Annotated in this window: 10 protein-coding genes; 6 read left to right on the plus strand and 4 right to left on the minus strand. The window is 68.0% G+C overall.

Features of this window, described 5'->3' with window-relative positions; genetic code table 11:
- Positions 1-9: 9 nt before the first annotated feature.
- From DFR72_RS10880 to DFR72_RS10895, 4 genes are read right to left on the minus strand one after another with little or no spacing between them, the layout of a single operon-like run.
- The gene (locus DFR72_RS10880; RefSeq protein ID WP_090062902.1) at positions 10-1,020 is read right to left on the minus strand and encodes a methyltransferase; all 1,011 of its coding nucleotides are present in this window, start codon (positions 1,018-1,020) and stop codon (positions 10-12) included.
- Positions 1,017-2,258 (minus strand): FAD-dependent oxidoreductase, encoded by a 1,242-nt coding sequence (locus DFR72_RS10885; RefSeq protein ID WP_090062900.1) that lies wholly within the window; start codon positions 2,256-2,258, stop codon positions 1,017-1,019. The genes DFR72_RS10880 and DFR72_RS10885 overlap by 4 nt, the downstream gene beginning before the upstream one ends.
- Positions 2,258-5,305: a ferritin-like domain-containing protein gene (locus DFR72_RS10890; protein WP_090062899.1), complete on the minus strand. Its 3,048-nt coding sequence runs from the start codon at positions 5,303-5,305 to the stop codon at positions 2,258-2,260. Before DFR72_RS10890 ends, DFR72_RS10885 begins: the two co-directional genes overlap by 1 nt.
- The gene (locus DFR72_RS10895) at positions 5,302-5,997 is read right to left on the minus strand and encodes a class I SAM-dependent methyltransferase (protein WP_090062897.1); all 696 of its coding nucleotides are present in this window, start codon (positions 5,995-5,997) and stop codon (positions 5,302-5,304) included. Before DFR72_RS10895 ends, DFR72_RS10890 begins: the two co-directional genes overlap by 4 nt.
- A gap of 204 nt (positions 5,998-6,201) precedes the next feature.
- Between DFR72_RS10895 and DFR72_RS10900 the strand changes: the two genes are divergently transcribed.
- The 6 genes from DFR72_RS10900 to DFR72_RS10925 all read left to right on the plus strand — a co-directional run bounded on the left by DFR72_RS10900 (position 6,202) and on the right by DFR72_RS10925 (position 17,763).
- Positions 6,202-7,803, plus strand: coding sequence for an FAD-dependent monooxygenase (locus tag DFR72_RS10900; RefSeq protein WP_170176208.1), 1,602 nt, complete (start codon positions 6,202-6,204; stop codon positions 7,801-7,803).
- 108 nt (positions 7,804-7,911) lie between these two features.
- Positions 7,912-8,604: a class I SAM-dependent methyltransferase gene (locus tag DFR72_RS10905; RefSeq protein WP_090062894.1), complete on the plus strand. Its 693-nt coding sequence runs from the start codon at positions 7,912-7,914 to the stop codon at positions 8,602-8,604.
- 136 nt (positions 8,605-8,740) lie between these two features.
- Positions 8,741-10,225 (plus strand): family 43 glycosylhydrolase, encoded by a 1,485-nt coding sequence (locus DFR72_RS10910; protein ID WP_170176209.1) that lies wholly within the window; start codon positions 8,741-8,743, stop codon positions 10,223-10,225.
- Positions 10,226-11,070: 845 nt separating this feature from the next.
- The gene (locus tag DFR72_RS10915; RefSeq protein WP_090062891.1) at positions 11,071-13,728 is read left to right on the plus strand and encodes an RICIN domain-containing protein; all 2,658 of its coding nucleotides are present in this window, start codon (positions 11,071-11,073) and stop codon (positions 13,726-13,728) included.
- Positions 13,729-14,287: 559 nt separating this feature from the next.
- Positions 14,288-16,759 (plus strand): ricin-type beta-trefoil lectin domain protein, encoded by a 2,472-nt coding sequence (locus tag DFR72_RS46780; protein WP_245982782.1) that lies wholly within the window; start codon positions 14,288-14,290, stop codon positions 16,757-16,759.
- Positions 16,760-17,634: 875 nt separating this feature from the next.
- On the plus strand, positions 17,635-17,763 hold the full coding sequence (locus DFR72_RS10925; RefSeq protein ID WP_256237737.1) for an RICIN domain-containing protein: 129 nt from the start codon (positions 17,635-17,637) through the stop codon (positions 17,761-17,763).
- The last annotated feature ends 22 nt before the right edge of the window (positions 17,764-17,785 follow it).

Genomic DNA, 17,785 nt, shown 5'->3' on the forward strand with positions numbered 1-17,785 from the left:
GGTTCGTGGTTACGCGGCTACGGCGTGGATCAGGCTCTGCGGGGACGAGGTCGGCGTGACCTCGGCGCGACGCAGGCCGGAAGCCCGGAACAGGGCGTCGTACTGGTCGAGGTCGCGCTCGCGGCCCGCGTTGACGGCGAGCATCCCGAGGTCGAGCAGCGGGGCGAACCCCGGTTCTCCCAGCGGTCCCAGCGGCATCTCGACGACGACCACCCGTCCGCCGGGGCGGAGCGCCCTGCGGCAGTTGGTGAGGATCTCCACGCACGACTCGTCTGCCCAGTTGTGCAGCACGGCCTTGAGCAGGAACAGGTCGCCCTCGGGCACCGAGTCGAAGAACGAGCCACCGGTGAACGTGCAGCGGCCGGCGAGACCTGCTTTCTCCGCCTCGGCCACCGCGGTCGCCTCGACGGTCGGGAGGTCGAACACCACGCCCCGCAGGTCGGGGTTCGCCTTCATCAACGGGTGCAGCAGCGCGCCGTTCGCACCACCGACGTCCACCGCCGTGGTGAGACCCGTGGTGTCGAGCAGCGCGCCGATCTCGCGCGACAGGCCGTCGGTCAGTTCGGTCATGGAGTGGGAGAACCGCTCCCACTCCTGCGGCTGGGACTGGAAGTACGTCCAGATGTCGCTGCCCAGCGCGGCCTTCGTCTGCGGCTCACCCGTGCGCACCGCGTCCGGGAACCGGCCCCAGGACAGCCAGTGTCCCGGTGAGCCGTGCACGATCGCGATGTCGCGGAACGAGCCCGGCACGCCCTCGCGCAGCGTCTCCAGCAACGGCGTGCTGGTGAACCGGCCTTCGTCGTGGGCCACGAGTCCCTGCGAGGCGCAGGCACGCAACAGCCGCAGCGTCGTGTCGGCGCCGGCACCCGTCCGCGCCGCGAGTTCCTCCAGGGTCAGCGCGTTCCCGGCGAGGTGATCGGCGATCCTGAGCTCGGCGACGGCGTGCACGACCTGGGTGATCCAGTACCCCGTGATCATCTGCATCATCCGTGCCTGCGGCGGCATTCCCGGTGCGGTCATCGGACGGTTCCCTCCGGCGCTTTCTCTTGTGTGCGAACGTGTTCCGGCCGGAAACCGAGTCCGATGACGCGGCTCATCAGCCACTGGGCGACGCCGAGCTTCTCGAAGACCTTCGGCGCCGGCGGCGCACCGGACCCGTCGAGCGCCGCGTCGATGCCGAACTTCTGAGTCGCGCGCTGCAGGCCCTGCGACAACGCGACCGCGCGCTTGCGGCGTCGGCGGACCCGCGCCAGCAGGTCGTCGTCGAAGATCCGGCCCTCCTGGGCCCGCAGCAGCTCGGCGGTGAGGATGTTCGAGGTGGCCACGGCGTCCTGCACCGCGAGGTTCACACCGAACCCCGCGACCGGGGACATCGCGTGCGCCGCGTCGCCGATGAACAGCAGGCCCGGCTCGTGCCACCGCTCCAGCCGGTCGATCCGCGCCTCCAACGGACTCAGCTGGTCCAAGGAGAACACCTCGTGCGCCCGGTCGGCGAGGAACGGCACCAGCTCGCAGAGGTCTGCCCGGAACTTGTCGAGCCCCTCCACCCGCACCTTCTCCATGCCGCCGGTGGACGTCTCGTACGACATCTGCCAGTAGGTGCGGCGGTCGGTCGCGCCGAAGATCTTGCCGTTGCCGATCCGCACGCAGATGCCCTCGTCGGGATCGGTGTCCCTGCGGGAGATCCTGAAGAAGATGACGTCGAGTGACCGGCCGATCAGCGTCGGCACGAACCCCGCGTCCCGCCGGATCACCGAGTGCCGCCCGTCGGCGGCGACCACGAGCGTGGACCGGATCTGCCGCTCGCCCTCCGGCCCGCGCACGCGCAGTCCGGCGACCCGTCCGTCCTCGTCCCGCACGACGCCCAGCGCCTCGGTGTTCATCAGCAGGCGGAAGCCGGGATACCGCTTCGCCTCCGCGGTGATGAGGTCGAGGAAGTCCCACTGCGGCACGAACGCCATGTACGGGTAGCGGACTTTCAACCGGCGGAAGTCGGCGATGTCGATCCGCTTGCCTTGCTGCACGACGCCGATCGTGCTGACCTTCTGGTGGGGGAGCGCGTGGAACTTCTCGACGAGCCCGAGCTCGTCGAGGATCTGCAGGGTCGCCGGGTGCACGGTGTCGCCGCGGAAGTCGCGGTGGAAGTCGGCGTGCTTCTCCAGCACCACGACGTCCACCCCGGAACGTGCCAGCAGCAGCCCGAGCACGGCACCGGCCGGGCCGCCGCCCGCGATGCACACTGTCGTCTTCTCAGCCATCACAGGTCTTTCAGGTCCATGGTGCGCAACGAGTCACCGATGAAGGCCAGCAGGTCGCCCACGGTCGGGGTGAGGCCGAAGCCGACGCACTTGCGGGCCAGATCAGCCACCTCGTCGAACTCGCGGGCCATCCACTCGACCGCGACGTCGGGCCGGGAGATGTACTCGGGGCGGGAGTCGAGCTCGAACGACGGGCCCGCGGTGCGGCCGGGCCGTCCGGACGGCAACGTGACGATCAGCTCGCCGAGCGGCCGCAGTACGCCGGTCATGATGTCCAGCGAGAAGTTCATCAACCGGCTGCGGCGCAACGACTTGTCGGGGCTGTAGCCGAAGTGCTGCACCATCAGCTGCATCGCCATGAAGTACGAGCGGTTGAACGCCTTCATGGCGATCCGGGCCGGTTCGTGCGTCACGTGGTCCATCGCGGCGTTGCCCGGCTTGAGCGTCGGGTTGCGCATGACCGGGTAGGCGGGGTTCCACGGGATCCTGCGGTCGTTCGGGCCTTTCGCCCGTTCGGCGATGAGCATCTCGGAGATGCGCAGGAACGTGTCGAAGTGCGACTCCTCCTCCGGCAGCGTCGAGGGGATCTGGCCGCCCTCGCCGTGCTCGGTGACGAAGTCGATGGCGAACACCGCGCTCGCCACGTCGTCGACCTCGAGCTGGTAGTCGGGGTGCGCGGCGTTGACGGACTCGCGCATGAACAGGTGGTGGGCGCCACCGCCACGACCCTTCTTCACGAGGAACACGCCCGGCACGGCCTGAACGCCCTCGCGGATCGCCGCGTACAGCTCGCTCAGCGACCCGTACTGGTACGGCTCCCCGTCCGCGCGCAGGACCGTGGAGTCGTTGCCCTCGATCTCCTCGATCAGGTCGTGCGGCTGTTCCAGCGCCACGAACCGTTGCACGCTCGCCAGGTTCAGCGCCTCCAGCGAGAACTCCAGTGGGACGCAGGTGGTGCTGTTGAACGTGCCGAAGTCGAGCTCGGGCAGGTGGAACGGCCGGCCCATCGCCATCAGGATGTTGTTGATCGCGAGGAAGTGCATCATCTCCTCGCGGGCGACGGACATCAGGCTGCCGCGGATGCCGTTGCTCCACGTCTCGGTGCCCTCACCGCACGCCGTGAGCAGCTGCTCCTCGGTCCACTCGCCGCGCTGGACGAGCTTCCTGCCGGCGCCGTGGGTCGGCACGCTGTAGGCCGCGTACAGGTACTGCACCATGGTGGCCAGCTCGATCGCCGCTGCCTGGTAGAGCGCGTGCAGCAGCTGGTCCTTCGTCGTGATGGTGCCGAGTTCTCGCCGCTGTGGCACGAAAGTCGGCGGCGTCTGCCGTTGGGCGTCGTCGGCGAGCAGGTAGCGCAGCAACATCCGGATCTGCGGTGCGCTCATGTCGCGCGTCGGGGGCATGTAGAACGTCCTGCCCTTGTGCTCGGGCGCGGACACGTGCCAGATGAGACGGGCGTAGGGCTCGACCTTGAACTCGTCGGCGAGGCTCAGCACCTCGGACCGCATGAACGAGTACTGGAGTTCGTAGTAGGCGAGTGCTTCGCGGTACACCGTGCTGAACGTGATGTCCTCGTCCGGCAGGTCGTCGAGGTGCCAGTGGTTCGGCAGCACCCGCACCGCGACGGAGCCGACCGCCGACCAGTAGCCCTGCTCGTCGTCGTTGTCGTAGCGCTCGGCCGCCGTGGTGCCCTGCGGTTCCGGCGTGGGCTCCGGCCGGAGCAGGACCCTCGTCGCGCCGCCCCGCACACCCTTGAGCGTGATGGTGCCGCGGCCGTGCTCGTCGGTCGAGAGCACCTGTTCGGCCTGGTAGCCGGCCTGTCCGGTGGGCAGGAACGCGACGAGCTGAGCGCTGTCGCGGTCGCCTGCGAGTGGCAGAGCGGCGGGGTTCACGTACTGCCGGACGTGGACCTGGTCGACACGTGCGGGGACACCGCGCACGTATGAGCGGACGGGGATCTCGACGGCGTGGTCCTCGCCGGTCCTGGTGTTCTCGTGCTCCAGGAACAACGCGGCCTCGTCGGACTCGACGACGGTCTCCTCCTCGCGCGACAGCACGGTGCCCTCGCCGTCGGTGATCACCAGCGCCTCGGCCGGGTTGCCGGTCGCACCGTCCACCCGTGCCGCCACGACGACGCCCGACGTGCGCGAGTCCGTTGTGGACGGAATGGTCGCGAGCAGCGTGCCGCAGGTCGTGCGCACCTCCAGGTCGGTGTCCGGGTGCGCGGTGACGAGGTTCGCGGTGACGTGGTCGTCGCTGACGTGCACGGAGAGGTTGTGCAGCGCGGAACGCGTGGTGCGCGGGGTGAGCAGCCGCCCGGCCGGGTAGCTGCGCAGCTCGTCGCGGTACCAGGCCGCGACGGTCCCGCGCAGCTGCCAGACGTCGGGCTGACCCTCGCCTGTGTGCTTCTGGTCGCTGAGCGCGAACTGGACCACCAGGCCGTCCGCGTCGTTCTCGACCACCTCGCGCAGCCGTGTGAGCACGGGGGAGTCCGCGACACCGCTGAGCCAGTGCAGCCCTTCGGCCTTGTCGACGGCGAACTGGTGCAGCACGGTGTGGAACTGGTTCCAGCGAGGCGGGCACATGCCGTTGACGTCACCGGTGACGAGGTACGGCACGTCGTGCGAGCGGCCCGACCTGCCCAGCGCGAGCTGGCCGACCATCAGCGTCGTGGTCCAGTTGGAGGCCGGGTCGACGTCGAACACGCGCGACCGGTTGGCGGTGCCCGCGGTGTAGTCGCAGAAGTGGCCCCAGAGATCGAGCTGCCGTCCCGTCACCAGGTCGTCGGAGCGCACCTCGCCGGGAGCGAGTTCGGTGGCGACGACCTTCGCGTCGACCCAGAAGTGGCCGTTGCCCGCGAAGTTGTGGCCCTTGGCGTCCGCGAGGAAGTCGTAGTACTCCTGGACGGGGCGGTCGGTGTCGAACACGCCCTGGTCGTCGATGGCCTGGTTGGTCTCGAGGTCGAGCCAGCCCGCCCGCGGCCCGGTGGGCAGGCGGGTGATGGCCGTGCCCGCGAAGTGCAGGCGGGGGAGGTGGAAGACGCTCATGCGTTGTCCCAGACGGCCGCGCTCATCGTGGGGATGAGGTCCCTGGTGATCCGCACGCCGGGCAGCGCCCGCTCGTACTGGGACCGGAACTCCGAGTCGGTGAGGGGCATCGCGGCGGCGCTCATCTCGAGCCAGCGCGGGTGCAGCATCATCCGGATCGAGTCGCACGCGGCCTCGACGTCGCGGGAGACGTCGTAGATGATCTTGCCGGTCTGGAACGCGTAAGCGCTCTGCTCGGCGGGGGCCGCCGCGTCGTCGGGCTGCGTCACGTCGACGACCACCAGCCTGCCGCCGGGAGCGACGAGCTCGCGCAGCACGGGCAGCACCTCGTCCGCGGGTCCCATGTGGAACACCGCGTTGACCGACATCACGAGGTCGAACCGGCCGTCCCGCTCGGGTGTCAGGTCGACGGCGTCGCGGCACTCGTACCGCACCGGCACCCGCGTCCGCTTCGTGGCCGCGATGTCGAGCATCTTCCGCGACACGTCGACGCCGACCACGTCGTCGTACCGCTCGGCGAGCATGCCGCAGTTGTTGCCGCTGCCGCAGCCGGCGTCCAGTGCGCGGGAACCGGCGGGCAGCTGCTCGACGAGCCACGACCGCACCGGACTCGTGGCGGCGTCGCGGATGAGCGTGAAGCGCTCGTACAGTTCGGCCAGGTCGTCGAAAAACGCTTCCGGTGCGGTACTCATCGAGGTCCCTCGGCTTCCGGCAGTCCGGCCATGTGATCGCTTCCACCATCGGGTGTCCGGCCGCCGCGGAGATAGGACGGCGCCGAGAACCTGCGCGGTCGCGCGGGGTGATCGTCCGATCACGCTCCACGTCGGGCGATGTGGTGGCTCGCCGCACGTCGCGATACTGCGTTCGCACACTCGCCGACGTGAATGAGGGAGCCGATGCGCGACGAACGCGACTGCGACGTCCTGGTGGTGGGTGCCGGGCCGACCGGCCTGTGCACCGCGCTGATGCTCACGCAGCACGGAGTGCGCGTGCGGATCGTCGACTCCAAGCCCGGTCCCGTCGAGCAGGCACGCGCCGCCATCGTGCACGCCCGCACGCTGGAGCTCTTCGACCGGCTCGGCGTCGCGGAGGCCGCGGTCGCGCGAGGCCTGCCGATCACCGACGTTGCCATCCACGAGGCCGGCCGGCACGTGGGGGACATGCCGCTCGCGGGAGAGGGCACCGGCGACCGGACGCGTTTCCCCTTCGCCCTCGCGCTCGAACAGTTCGAGACCGAGCGGGTGCTGGTGGAGGCTTTGAAGGAACACCACGTCGAGGTCGAGTGGAACACCGCGGTCGTGGAGCTGGCCGACACCGGCGCGCTCGTCGGCGTCACCACCGCGGAGGGCCGGTCGATCACCGCGCGCTGGCTGGTCGGCGCCGACGGGGCGAGCAGCGCGGTGCGCGGGTTCGTCGGCCAGTCGTTCGACGGCGAGACCTACGACCAGGCGGGCATGCTGGCGGACGTCACCCTGGACGTCGACCTGGGCGTGCGCGGTATGCGTCTCAACCTGACCCGAGGCGGGTTCGTCGGAATCCTGCCGCTGGCGTCCGGCCGCTGCCGGCTCTTCGGCGTGGTGCCGAGGGAACTGGAGCAGGCGCCGTCCCAGAAGAACCCGTCGCACGAGGCCTACGCACCCTTGGCGCCTGCTGACCTGCAGAAGTGGTTCGACGGCTACTTCAAGGTGGATGCCCGGTTGAAGGAGGTCGTCTGGGCGTCGATGTTCCGCTTCCACAGCCGGATCGCCCCGCGGTTCCGCGTGGGCAGCGTCTTCCTCGCGGGCGACGCCGCACACATCCACAACCCTGCCGGCGGCCAGGGTCTCAACCTCGGCGTCGGTGACGCGGTCAACCTCGCCTGGAAACTGGCGCAGGTGGTGAACGGCGAAGCGCCCGAGCGGCTGCTCGACACCTACGAGTCAGAACGCCGCCCGATCGCCCGCACCGTGCTCAAGCGCACCGACCTGGGCTTCAAGCTGGAGACCGGGAACAGCGCCGTGGCGGTCTGGATGCGCGCTCACGTCGCGACCCGCGTCGTCGGTGCGGTGTCCCGGCTCGCCCCGATCCGCCGGATGTTCTTCCACATGTTCTCCCAGCTGTGGATCAGGTACCGCAACTCGCCAGCGGTCGGTCCCGGCACCGGTCCGCTCAGGCCGGGTGACCGGGCGCCGTACGCCGAGATCAGGCCGACCCGCGACGGCGCGAGCAGCGTGCTCGACCTGACCCACGGCTCCGGCTACCACGTCCTGCTGTTCGGAGCCCAGTCGCTCGACACCGACCGGCTCGCCGCGAGCCTCGACGACCGCTACACCGTGGCGATCACCACCCACGTGATCCCACCGGAAGAGGAAGCCGCCCACCGCGCGTACCAGGTGAGCGGTCCGCTGCTGGTGCTGGTCCGCCCGGACGGCCACGTCGCCGCGGTGGCGGAACCAGGGTCACCGGGCGTCACCGACTTCCTGGACACCGTCCTGACTCGTGTGAAGGCACCCGCCTGAGCCCCACCCAGCGTCACCACCACGGGGACGCCGATCCCATACCGCACGACCCAGTGGGTTCGTTTCCCGGCTGTGTTCCCCGATCTCGCGGATCTCCACACTGGCCCCATGACGCAGACAGGTCAGACCGACGAGTCCCGCGGGTTCGAGGACCCGGAGTACTGGAACTTCATGTACGACGAGGGGACCGCTCCGTGGCTCATCGGCGGGCCACAACCCGCGATCGTCGAACTGGAGGCCGCCGGTCTCGTCCGCGGCCGGGTCCTCGAACCCGGCTGCGGCTCCGGTGAGCACACCATCCTGTTCACCAGGCTGGGCTACGAGTCCCTCGGAGTCGACCTGTCGCCGAGCGCCATCGACTACGCCCGCCGCACCGCCACCGAACGAGGCGTGCCCGCAGCTCGCTTCGAGGTGGCCAACATGCTCCACCCGGAACACCACCCGTTCCTCGCGGGCGGCTTCGACACCGTCGTCGACGTGGCCCTCTTCCACGGCTTCGGCGCCTACGGAGATCCCGGCGCGGCCAAGGCCTACGCCGACGTCCTGCACGCGCTGACCAATCCCGGAGCGCTGGTGCACATCCTCGCCCACTCCGACGCGGCGCCGGGCTTGAGCTCCAGCATCAGCGACGACGTCATCCGCGAGACCTTCACCGGCGGCTGGGAGGTCGAGAGCATCGAAGCAGCCCACTACCAGGGTTTCATCACCGAGCAGATCTCCGAGGTGGCCGTCCAGCGAGGACTGCCCGCCCATGGCGAGGTGCAGCTCGCGGCGTGGCTGGGCCGGGTCCGCCGGCTCTGAGGCCTGATCGCGCGGTGGTCAGCGGTATCCGCTGACCACCGCGGTGCTCCTCCAGATCTGGACAGTCGCACACAGAGAGTGATTGGATCAATGCGCACGGTTTTTACAACGTTGTAACCTGTGGATTGGACGAGACGTGACGTCAAAGATCGTCTTAGCGGCCTTGGCCCTCTCACTGCTCGGCAGCGTGCCCGCTGTGGCCTCGTCCGCGGCGGCCGTGCCCGACTTCTCGACAGCGGAGGCCGGCAACCCGTTCGTGGACGGGTGGTACGCCGACCCGGACGTCGCGGTCTACGACAACAAGTACTGGGTCTTTCCCACGTCGTCGCGACCGTACGACGAGCAGACGTACCTCGACGCCTTCTCCTCGACCGACCTCGTCAACTGGACCAAACACCCCAACGTCCTCACCACCGCGAACGTCTCCTGGGCACGCCGAGCCGTCTGGGCGCCCGCTCCCGTGCAGCGAAACGGCAAGTACTACCTGTACTTCGGCGCGAACGACATCCAGAGCAACTCCGAACTGGGCGGCATCGGCGTCGCGGTCGCCGACCGGCCGGAGGGCCCGTACCGGGATGCGATCGGCAAGCCGTTGATCGCCCAGTTCGTCAACGGCGCGCAGCCCATCGACCAGGACGTGTTCATCGACACCGATGGTCAGGCGTACATGTACTACGGCGGCTGGGGACACGCCAACGTGGTCAAGCTCAACGCGGACATGACCAGCCTCGGCCAGTTCGCCGACGGCAGCACGTACAAGGAGATCACCCCGGCGAACTTCACCGAGGGTTCGCAGATGTTCAAGCGCAACGGCAAGTACTACTTCATGTGGTCCGAGGACGGCTGGACCGGGCCGAACTACGCCGTGTCGTACGCGATCTCCGAGTCCCCAACCGGACCGTTCGCCAAGATCAGCCGCGTGCTGGGCCAGGACGCCGCCGTGGCAAGGGGTTCCGGCCACAACTCGGTGATCAACGTGCCCGGCACGGACATCTGGTACATCGTCTACCACCGGCGCCCGCTGAGCCGCTCGGGCGCCAACGACCGGCAGGTCGCCTACGACCGGATGACCTTCAACGCCGACGGCACCATCCAGCCGGTGACCATGCGGGTGAAGGACGACTTCGACGACAACAACGCCGTCGGCTGGACCAACCACGGCGGCACCTGGTCGGCGACCGGGGGCCGGTACGAGACCGGTACCTCGTTCGGCGGGAAGTCGTTGCTGGACACGAACTTCTCGAACTTCGTGCAGGACGCCGACGTCATCCCGAAGTCCGCCGCCGGCGACAGCGGGGTCGTGTTCCGCGTGTCGCAGGCGACCACCGGGACGGACGCCTACCGCGGCTACTACGCCGGGATCACCGGTAGCGGACGGGTCGTGCTCGGCAAGGCCGACAACAACTGGACGCAGCTCGCGTCAGCCGCCGTGACCGTCCGGCCGAACACCCGGCACCACCTGCGGGTGGAGGCGATCGGCTCGGCCATCAAGGTGTACGTCGGCGACATGGCCACGCCGAGGATCTCCGTGACCGACACCAGCTTCTCCAGTGGTGCCAACGGTGTGCGAGTCTTCAACACGGCTGCCGGCTTCGACGACTTCGCGGTCGCGCACCGATGATGCTCACCTGGGGCCGGTGCGGGGCAACTTCGCCGCCAGGGCCCTGAAGTACGGCAGGGACGACCACGCCTGGTGATCGCTGCTGACGTGCAGGCGGTGCTTGGCCCGGCTGACCGCGACGTTGAGCAGGTCGGGTTCGCTCGTCGCCCACCGGCGGGCGCCATGCAGCCGGTGGGCAGGACGTCGGAGAGGAACAGCACCTGCTCGTCGGTCAGGTCCGCCTCGATCTTCACCCAACGTGGTCAGGGCAAGGGGAGGCCGGCACGCCGATGACGTTGTTCAGCGCGCAGACCGTCTCGGTGTAGTGATCCACGAGTATCGCCGTGCCGCTCGACCTGCGCGGACGGGGTTCTCGGCCCGTACAGCGCCGAGGCGACCGTGAAGCCACGGTCGGCGTCAACCGTCGACGACATCCCGGAGCCGCACCGCCAAGCCGAGCGTGGCTGGCAGGACTTCCGAACAGAGAGGGCGCACCCACGTCGGGTGCGCCCTCTCTGTGTCCTGGGAGGCGTTGACCTACACATGAGACCGATCAATCTTGACCTGGCCGACCTGCGGCTAGGTAGATGAGTCGTATCAATAAGTCCAGTTGACCGCCCTGAACAGGCACTCTACCGGCCCGTCTGATTCGTTCGCCTTCAACATGTACTACCTATTGACCGCCACGCGCACCGAGCCCTACCTTGAGAACCGTTGCCTGAGCAGGCCTGCACCGGCAGCCACATCCACGCCCGTCAGAACTGTGCCGGGCGTGTCCGCCTCATGAACAGAGCATTGGTCCACTGTGGACTGTGCGTTGGCCGCCGCCAGCATTGAGAACTCTTCGCCAGGACAGGAGCTCAAGCATGGCACGAGTTTTGGTGCCGGCCGTGGCCGCGGTCGTGCTCGCCGTTGTCGGGGTGACGACCCCGATCCCGGCGGCTGGTTCCGCCGCTCCGGTGCCGGACGTGAACGGCGTCGCCGCGGACGTGAACGGGGTCGCCGCGGGCAACGCCGCGATCGGGTCCGTCGATCTGGCCGGCAGGTGGAGCTTCACGCCGGCGGGCCGACCGGCCACGACGATCACCGTGCCCGGTGGAGGCTGGTACAAGCAGGGCTTCACCGACGTGTCCGAGGCGACGTACTCGCGCACCATCACCGTGCCCGACTCGGGGCAGCCGCAGTCGGCGTGGATCGAGTTCGGCGCGGTGAACCACCAGGCGACCCTGTCGGTCGACGGGCGGGTCGTCGCCACCCAGACGACCGCGTTCACCCCGTCGAACTTCGACATCACCGCTGTCGCGGCGCCGGGCACCACGCACACGATCAGCGTGAACGTGAAGGGCCGCAACGCGTTGAAGACGCCGGCGGGCAAGTACCTGGTTCCCGACGCCGCCAGCTGGTCCGAGGCGGTGCCGCAGGGCATCTTCCGTTCGGCGTTCCTGCGCGTGTACCCGGCCGTGCACGTGAGCGACGCCTTCGTTCGCACCTCGGTGACAGACCAGAGCCTCACCTATGACGTGTCGGTCACCAACACCTCCGGCAGCGCCCGCACCGTGACCCTCGGTGGCACGCTCGCCTCGGACAACGGCGCGAACTTCAGCTACCCCGCCCTGCCCAGCCGCACGGTCACCGTCGCGGCCCGATCCACCGCGACGGTGACGGTCGGGCCGGTGGCGTGGTCTCTCGGCTCCGCGTCGTACTGGTGGCCGAACGTGCCGTACCGCCAGGGATATCGCGCTCAGTTGCACAGGCTGTCGGTGCACGCGTCCACCGACGACGGCCGCACCAGCGACGCCACGTACCGGTTCGGGTTCCGGGAAAGCACGCAGAACGGCGAGCACTACCGCCTCAACGGTGTGCGGCTGAACGTGCGCGGCGACAACCTGCAGGGCGCCGACTACGACCGGATCAACAACGGCGGCAAGGGCGACGCCTACCACACGCTGCCGGGCTTCCTCCCGCCGTCGACCGGCAACGGCGGCTGGCCGCAGGCGGTCGACAACTACCAGCGGCTCAACTACAACGTCGTCCGGATCCACCAGGAGCCGGCCAGCCCGTACATGCTCGACACGGCCGACGAACTCGGCCTGATGATCATCGACGAGACCGCCATCCGCGGCTCCGGCGGACCACAGGACTTCAACGCCGGTCGCGCCAACATGGTGGCCCACGCCCGCGCGCTGGTCCTGCGCGACCGCAACCATCCCGCGATCATCCGCTGGAGCCAGGTGAACGAGCCGAACGGCGGCGAGTTCGACTCCGAGCAGTTCCAGCGGGAGCTGTACGCGGCCATGAACGGCGCCGACGGCACCAGGCCGATCATCGCCGAGCTGGGCACCGGCGGGTCGCCCAACCAGTATCCCAGCATGACGCAGGCCAACTTCAACCTCATCCCGCACTACCTCGACGGCTTCGGCCGCTACGGCGAGCAGACCTGGTCCGTGGCCGGTCGGCCGGACGGCGAGGGCGAGTTCATCTGGCCGGCGTGCAACACGAAGCAGGGCTTCGAGTGGTTCGCCACCGCGACCGCCGCCAAGCGCGGCAAGGACACCAGCGACATACGGCCGTACACGCTGCTGTCCGCCTGGGCGAGCGTCATCCCCGGCGTGCGGACCACGGACTTCATCCCGGAGGAGGGTGGCCGCCCCGTCTACGGCGTGGACAACCTGCCCGACCCGTGGAGCAACGCCCAGATCCAGCGGGTCCAGGCCGGGTTCAACCCGGTCGCCGCGATCGACCTGCCCTACTGGTCGGCCTCCGGTGCGTCCGACGCGAACGGCAGCTTCCCGCTACCGTCGGCCGTTCCCGGTTACGCCGCCAACACCAGGGTCGACCGCAACGTCACCGTCTTCAACGACACCCTCACCGGCACCGCCGTGGACTTCGCCTGGAGTGCCCGGCTGGACAGCCCCACCGGCGCGGTGATCGCCTCCGGCAGCACGACCCTCACCATCCCGCTGGGGTCGCGCGTGAGCCAGCCCGTGTCCTTCACGACTCCTGCCAGCGGCTCACGGGTGTACCTCGTCCTGTCCACCGCCAAGTCCGGCACAACCACGTTCACCGACACGGCCGAGTACTTCACCCTGGGCGCCGGCCAGGGCCCGACGCCGGGTAAGTACCGCATCGTCAACCGCAACAGCGGCAAGCCGCTGACCATCGCCGGCAACTCCACCGCCGACGGCGCCAAAGCCGTGCAGCAGACCGGAAACGCGACCTGGACCGTCAGCACCGGCCCGAACGGAGCCTTCAGCCTGCGCTACGACGCGACCGGCAAGGTGCTCGACGTCAACGGTTCCTCTTCCACCACCGGATTGCAGCTGCAGCAGTGGACCTCGAACGGCGGCACCAACCAGCAATGGTTCCTGCGGCCGGCGGCCGGCGGTTTCTTCACCATCGTCAACGTCGGCAACGGTCTCGCGGCTGACGTCTACGGAGCGTCCACAAGCGACGGTGCGCAGGTCGTGCAATGGACTGCCAACGGCGGCGCCAACCAGCAATGGCAACTCGTGCCGCAGTCCTGACCTGACGAGCTGCGGCGCACGGGCGGTGCTCGGTTTGGCGATCCAGGCCGAGGCGGCCACGACGTCCGGATCGAGAGTGCCGCGCGTGGCGCCGGCTCGGGTGGTTTCGGCTGTTCCAGCTCCTCGCGCGTGAAGTGCCGGGTCTTCGCGTCGCGGGTCAGGGCTGACAACTGTGGCAGATGTCTGCCACAGCTCCCCGGTGTCGCCCAGCTTGCTGGAAGGTGACTTTGGTTCGCGAGCGGGGTGGTCCGAGGCTGCCGCTGGGCGCTCGTCCCCGCCGCGGACCGGTGCTCCGCCACGGCCTGTCTGTTCGCGAACGAGCGAAGGGAAGAGCAGGGTGAAAACAGCAGTCATTGTCAGAGCGTCGTTGTTGGCCGTTGCGGTGCTGGTGTCCGCCGCACTGTTGCCGGCCACGGCAGACCGGTCGCGTGCCTCGGCCGCCGTCCAGGAAACGTATTACGTCGCTCCTGAGGGAAATGATGCCAATCCGGGGACGATCACGGCCCCGTTCAGGACCTTGCCGCGTGCTCGGGACGCTGTTCGCGCGGTGAACGCGAACATGTCTGGGGACATCCACGTTCACCTTCGCGGCGGGAACTACCCGATGGCCGGCACCGTCGACTTCACGCCGAGCGACTCAGGCACGAACGGCTACAGGGTCATCTATTCGGCATACCAGAACGAGACGCCGGTGCTGAGCGGTGGCGTGCTGGTGACCGGTTGGACGCAGCACGGCGGCAACATCTGGAAGGCGCCACTCGATCGCGGCAACAAGCTGCGGGCGCTCTACGTCAACGACAAGCGCGCTTTCATGGCCGCCAAGACGATCAACTCGCAAGGGTGCTACGGCACGTACAGCATCAACGCCGGTCAGGCTCCATGGGCGTTGGAGTCGGGCTCGCAATGTGACGGTGCCAAGTACGGACTGACCGATCTACCCGCCATCTCCCGTAATCCTGACGACATCGAAGTCGAGACGGCGACGACCTGGCAGACGGCCATCGCAGGAGTCCGCCAGATCACCACCAGCAGTGACGGCGCCAACCGCGTTGCGCTGTTTCAGCAACCGGGCGCGGCCATTGCGCAGGGCGCGTTCAACGGCAACTTCCAGTCCGGCGGAAGTCACAAGTTCATGAACGCCTACGAGTTCCTGGACGCGCCGGGCGAGTTCTACTTCGACAAGTCGAGTCGAACGGTGTATTACTACAAGGCCGACTCGGAGAACATGGCGACTGCGACGGTCCATGCGCCGAACAACGTGCCCACCCTGCTTCGGGTGTCCGGCACGTCCACGACCAACCACGCGCGCAACATCACGTTCTCCGGCATCACGGTGCAGCACTCGGACTGGAACCTCTTCACCGTGGCCGGCTCCGCGTTCAAGCAGGCCCAGCAGGGCAACCTCGGCAACACCGTGTACGCCAAGGGCAACTTCCACGTCTACTACTACCGCAACGTCGACACCGCGCCGGGCATCATCCAACTGGAGAACGCCGACGGGATAAGGCTGCTCCGCAACCGGGTGCAGCACACCGGTGTCGACGGGATCAACATGGTCAACGACGTGCAGAACACGCAGTTGATCGGGAACTACACGAACGACGTAGCCGGGTCCGCGATCACCGTGGGTCATCCGCAGCACGTCTACATCGGGGACCACACACCGACGAACCGCGAGAAGTACTCCGCGCAAGTCGAAGGACTTCCGAAGAACATCGAGATCAAGAACAACTATCTTCACGACAGTGCGGTCTTGTTCAACGGGCACAGTCCCATCTCGGCGTACTTCGCCGACACCCTGACCGTGCAGCACAACCGGATCGAAAAAGCTCCGTGGAACGGCATCACGCTCGGCTGGGGATGGTGGAACTTCGACGGCTCATCAGGTTCCATCGCACCCAACCGGCCGACGACCACGGCACGGAACAACAACATCAGCTACAACCACATCATCGACACGGTTCAGCGCCTCAACGACACGGCCCCCATCTACACCCTCGGCGGCCAGCCGGGAACCACGATCACCAACAACTACCTCCAGGGCGTCCCGTCCGGGCACAAGTACGGACTTCACCCGGACGAGGGCTCGGCGTACATGACTTTCCGCGACAACGTCCTGAGCGTGGACAAGAACGTCACGTGGCTCATCAACTCCGACGACTTCGGACGCAAACACGACCTGAGCATCACGCAGACGTACGGTCCGATCAACAAGGTGTCCAACAAGAATCTGCCGAACAGCACCATCCAGGACATCCTCGTCTCCTCCGACTACGTCTGGCCGGCGGCCGCGCACGGCATCGCCGTGAACTCCGGACTGGAGGACGCATACCGGGACGTCATCCCGTTGAGCAATCTCTCCCGGCCGGACTACGCCCTGCCGGACAGCACGTTCGTCGGCGCCGGCGTGTCGTCGGTTCCGATCCGGAGCATCGGCGACGGGACCAGCACCGTCTGGCTGGCTCCGCTGGGTACGACGACCTTCGCCGCCGGCCCGACGATGACCAGGGCGAGCGGGACGGCGACGACGATCGACGTCCCGGCCACCGCCGGTGACTACCGGCTCTACGTGCTCGACGCGCGAGGAAGTCGGTCAGCAGAGTCGAAATCGCTCGTTCGGCGGCAGGGTGGCGGTGGTCAGCAGGGTGGCTCGATCGTGGGCGGCCAGTCCGGCCGGTGCCTCGACATCGGCGGCGCGAGCACGGCCAACGGCACACAGGCACAGTTGTGGGACTGCCACGGCGGCACCAACCAGCGCTTCACCCACACCTCGGCCAAGCAGTTGCAGGTATACGGCAACAAGTGTCTGGCCGCCAGCAACGGGGGTACTGGCAACGGCACCGCAGTGGTGATCTGGGACTGCAACAGCCAGACCAGCCAGCAGTGGAACGTGAACGCCAACGGTACGATCACGGGTGTGCAGTCGGGGCTGTGCCTGGACGCCAACGGCGCCGGCACTGCGAACGGGACCAGAACCATCCTCTGGACCTGCAACGGCGCCGGCAACCAGCAGTGGAGCCTGCGCACCTGAACCACTTGAAGGACGCTGTGCCGCTGGTCTCCCCGCGGCACAGCGTCCTTCGTCGAGGATCACTCACCATCCCTTGTGGACCTTCCGTCCTGGTGAGTTTCGTGTCACCTCCACCTGGTGAACGGGATCGCATCAGACTGATCAATAGTTCATCAATTGATCGGCGTGTGCATCGATGAGTCATACCAATATTGCTGGTGCGCGCGGAAGGTCGGCGGGGTGAGTGGGCTGTCTCCCGCTGTGCGGACCACGGACCGCGGTCTGGTCGCGACCGCAAGCCTGTCGAGAACGGGTTGTTCGCTGGTAGGGCTAGGTGACTCGGCTGAGCGACCTCGCCTTGCGCCCTGTAGAGCAATCTGACTCATTCGGGCAACATGTATGACCTATTGACCGGGTCTGTCCCACGCTCTACCGTGGATATGGTCCGACTGATTGTTCGCTGGTCACCAAACGAATCGCGCGTGTCGGCGCGCTCCCTGCCCTCGATTCGAGGAGTACCTGTGACAACGCTGTCTCGTACTCTGCCCAGACCTTTGTGTTCGACGCGGTGGCGCTGCCTGTGATCACCACCAGACGCACTTCGCCGCGAGGTCCGCGACCAGCCGACCGGCTGGCGCGTGTGGCTCGCTGAGCGGGCCGCCGAGCTCGCCGGCCGGGGCCGCCGGCATCCGTCTTCTCCGGTCCGCCCGGGACCATGTCCGCTTTCCCGGATGGGCGAGGGTCAGCGAGCACCCTGCGGCCACAGCCGCGAACAGCCCTCGAGCCATGCCTGAGCTCCTTGTCCGCCCGCCCGGCGCTGATGGTTCAGGTCGCGTTTCCGCTCTGCTGCACGGGTTTCGCGCCGTCGGCGGTGGAGTTGTGAACGGATCCTCATCCTGCGCTACGACGCGGCAGGCGAGGTGCTCGACGTCAACGGCTCCTCTTCCATCGCGGGTCTGCAGCTCCAGCGGTGGACTGCGAACGGCGGCACCAACCAGCAATGGCAGCTCTTGCTGAAGAACTGAAGAAAACCGCACAGGGAAGGAG

This window comes from Lentzea flaviverrucosa (assembly GCF_003350445.1).
Classification (GTDB): Bacteria; Actinomycetota; Actinomycetes; order Mycobacteriales; family Pseudonocardiaceae; genus Lentzea; species Lentzea californiensis.